Origin of the sequence: Streptomyces anatolicus, assembly GCF_019400875.1 — a bacterium.
GTDB lineage: Bacteria > Actinomycetota > Actinomycetes > Streptomycetales > Streptomycetaceae > Streptomyces > Streptomyces anatolicus.
Window position 1 is genome coordinate 1 of the sequence record NZ_WMBF01000654.1, and the last position, 2,971, is coordinate 2,971.

Annotated in this window: 4 protein-coding genes; 2 read left to right on the top strand and 2 right to left on the bottom strand. The window is 69.7% G+C overall.

The window, feature by feature from the left end; translation table 11 throughout:
* A partial coding sequence (locus GKQ77_RS30945) for a hypothetical protein (RefSeq protein ID WP_219692431.1) occupies positions 1-478 on the top strand: 478 nt, incomplete at its 5' end.
* A gap of 18 nt (positions 479-496) precedes the next feature.
* Here the strand turns inward: GKQ77_RS30945 and GKQ77_RS30950 are convergent.
* Positions 497-1,012 (bottom strand): Uma2 family endonuclease, encoded by a 516-nt coding sequence (locus GKQ77_RS30950; RefSeq protein WP_219692432.1) that lies wholly within the window; start codon positions 1,010-1,012, stop codon positions 497-499.
* Between the two features lie 85 nt (positions 1,013-1,097).
* Entirely contained in the window at positions 1,098-2,381 is a 1,284-nt protein-coding gene (locus GKQ77_RS30955; protein WP_219692433.1) for an adenylosuccinate synthase, read from the bottom strand.
* Positions 2,382-2,574: 193 nt separating this feature from the next.
* Between GKQ77_RS30955 and GKQ77_RS30960 the strand changes: the two genes are divergently transcribed.
* Positions 2,575-2,971: diacylglycerol kinase family protein (locus tag GKQ77_RS30960; protein ID WP_219692434.1), on the top strand; the 397-nt coding region annotated here is incomplete at its 3' end.

Here is a 2,971-nt window from a genome sequence, read left to right on the forward strand (position 1 = left end):
TCCCACCACCGCCCCCGCCTGGACCGTCCGGGTCGCGCACGCGCTGTCCCTGCTCGCGCTCCCCGTCTGCGTGTGGCGGCTGCCCTTCGCCTTCGGGTACGGGATGGGCGGGGCGGCCCCGGACCCGGTGTGGTGGAACACGCCGTACGTGCTCGGGCTGAGCGTGCTCACCGAGCTGGCCGCGCTTCTCGGCCTCGGGTTCGTGCGCCGCTGGGGCGAGGTCTTCCCGGCCTGGGTCCCCCGCCTCGGCGGGCGACGCGTACCCCCCGCCGCCGTGATCGTTCCGGGTGCCCTCGCGGGGGCGCTCTTCAGCGTGCTGTGCGCCGACTGGCTCGTCCTTGCCTTCACCGAGGGCCCGCGAGGCTGGCCCTACGCCGACGGCTGGAACGTCCTCGCGATGACGGTGAGCGGACTGATGACGCTGTGGGGGCCACTGCTGCTGATCCTCACGGTGGCGTACTACCGGCGTCGGCGGTAGGCGCCGGGAGCGGTCCTGTCAGGTGCGGTAGCGGGGGAAGGCGCCGGTGTCGACCGACCACGGGCCCAGCTGGACGGTGTCGCCGAACTTGTAGCGGCGGGGGGTGTCCGCGTAACGCGGCTCCCCGGCGGAGGTGTCCGGCCCGGAGTGCACGGTGATCGTGCCGTCCCGGGGGTCGATGATCACGTACATCGGAATGCCCATGCGCGCGTAGTCGCGGAGCTTCGTGAGGTGGTCATCGCTCGCGCCGGGCGGTGACACCACCTCGAAGGCGACGGAGGCGTCAGGGGCGAAGGCGGCGAAGTCGTCGTGGACCCCACGCTCGTACACCTCCCGCTTCATGACGAGCACGTCCGCGGTCCGGCACATGCCGAGGCCCGGGTGGTCGACCCGGCATGCGGCGGCGGTGAACAGCGTCGGGTCCTGGTTCCTGAGCTGTACAGCGATCTCGCCACTGCCTCGAATGCCTCGGCAAGCTCCCTGAGCCGCCGGTATGCGCCGCTGACCGTCATGCCGGGCAGTGTCGCGCGGCATGCGCGAGGGGTGGGTCGCGTTGGTGTGCGACCCACCCCTTTGAGTGAGCTTAGTGAGCTGAGCCCCGGGTCCGGGGCCGGGCGGCTCAGACGAACGAGTTGATCTCGATCGTCTCCGTGCGGCCCGGACCCACGCCGATCGCGGAGATCGGGGCGCCGGACATCTCCTCCAGGGCCTTCACGTAACCCTGCGCGTTCTTCGGCAGGTCGGAGAAGGTCTGGGCCTTGGTGATGTCCTCGGACCAGCCCGGCAGCATCTCGTAGATCGGCCTCGCGTGGTGGAAGTCGGTCTGCGAGTAGGGAAGCTCCTCCACGCGCTTGCCGTCGATCTCGTACGCGACGCAGACCGGGATCTGCTCCCAGCCCGTGAGGACGTCGAGCTTGGTGAGGAAGAAGTCCGTCAGGCCGTTCACGCGGGTCGCGTAGCGGGCGATCGGGGCGTCGAACCAGCCGCAGCGGCGGTCACGGCCGGTGGTCACGCCGCGCTCGCCGCCGATGCGGCGCAGGTCCTCGCCGTCCTGGTCGAACAGCTCGGTCGGGAACGGTCCCGCGCCGACGCGCGTCGTGTACGCCTTGAGGATGCCGATGACCCGGCTGATCTTCGTCGGGCCCACACCCGTACCCGTGCAGGCGCCGCCCGCGGTCGGGTTCGAGGAGGTGACGAAGGGGTACGTGCCGTGGTCCACGTCGAGGAGCGTGCCCTGGCCGCCCTCGAAGAGGACGACCTTGTCCTGGTCGAGCGCGTCGTTGAGGATCAGGGTGGTGTCGGCGACGTACTGCTTGATGTTCTCGCCGTGCTCCAGGAGCTGCTCCACGATCTGCTCCGCCTCGATCGCGCGGCGGTTGTAGAGCTTCGTGAGGAGCTGGTTCTTGATCTCCAGCGCCGCTTCGACCTTCTGCTGCAGGATCGACTCGTCGTAGAGGTCCTGCACGCGGATGCCGGTGCGGTTGATCTTGTCGGCGTACGTCGGGCCGATGCCGCGCCCGGTCGTGCCGATCTTCCGCTTCCCGAGGAAGCGTTCCGTCACCTTGTCGACGGTCACGTTGTACGGCGTGATGATGTGCGCGTTGCCGCTGATCAGCAGCTTCGACGTGTCGACGCCGCGCTCGTTCAGACCGCTCAGCTCGGAGAGCAGGACCGACGGGTCGACGACGACTCCGTTGCCGATGACCGGGACACAGTCCGGGGAGAGGATCCCGGAAGGGAGGAGATGCAGCGCGTACTTCTGGTCGCCTACGACGACCGTGTGGCCGGCGTTGTTGCCGCCCTGGTAGCGCACTACATAGTCCACGGAGCCACCGAGCAGGTCAGTGGCCTTTCCCTTGCCTTCGTCACCCCACTGAGCACCGAGCAGCACAAGTGCGGGCACAGGCGTACACCCCTTCCGGGCGGGGCATGTCCAAGGTCAGGGGCCGTCGCCCCCGTATGGGTGTGGCGTGTACGGCCTGGGTGTGCCTTGGATGCTGCCCCGGAATAGACGAAGCCCCTGGCGCAATAGCGCAAGGGGCTCTTGCACAAAGATGCTACCCGAGGTCTCAAAGAACGGCTAAAAGAAAGGGCGCATGGTGTCGGCTCGCGACCAGCTCCTTGTCGTCATCGACCCGGTGGCCCGGCTCACGGACGGCGAGTCGGTACGGATCGCGAGGGATGTGCTCGGCGCGGGCGCGGCGGTGCGGGTGTGCCTGCCGGACGGCCCCGAGGACTTCACGAAAGCCCTGGCCAGGAGGGGTGCGCGGCGCCTCGTGGTGATCGGCGACGATCGGGCGCTGCTGCGGGCGGTGGGTGCGTTGCACCGGGAGCGGGGGCTCGGCGGGACCGCGCTCTCCGTCGTCCCCGTGGGGGCCGCGCAGTCGCTGGCGCGGGCGCTCGGGGTGCCCGCGGGGGCGGTGGCGGCGTCGCGGGCGGTGCTCGAGGGGGTCGAGCGGCGGTTGGATTTGCTGGTCGATGACAGTGATGGGG

Excerpts from the sequence above, each read along its gene's own strand:
- GKQ77_RS30950 (WP_219692432.1), bottom strand. The coding sequence starts at position 1,012 with ATGCCGCGCGACACTGCCCGGCATGACGGTCAGCGGCGCATACCGGCG.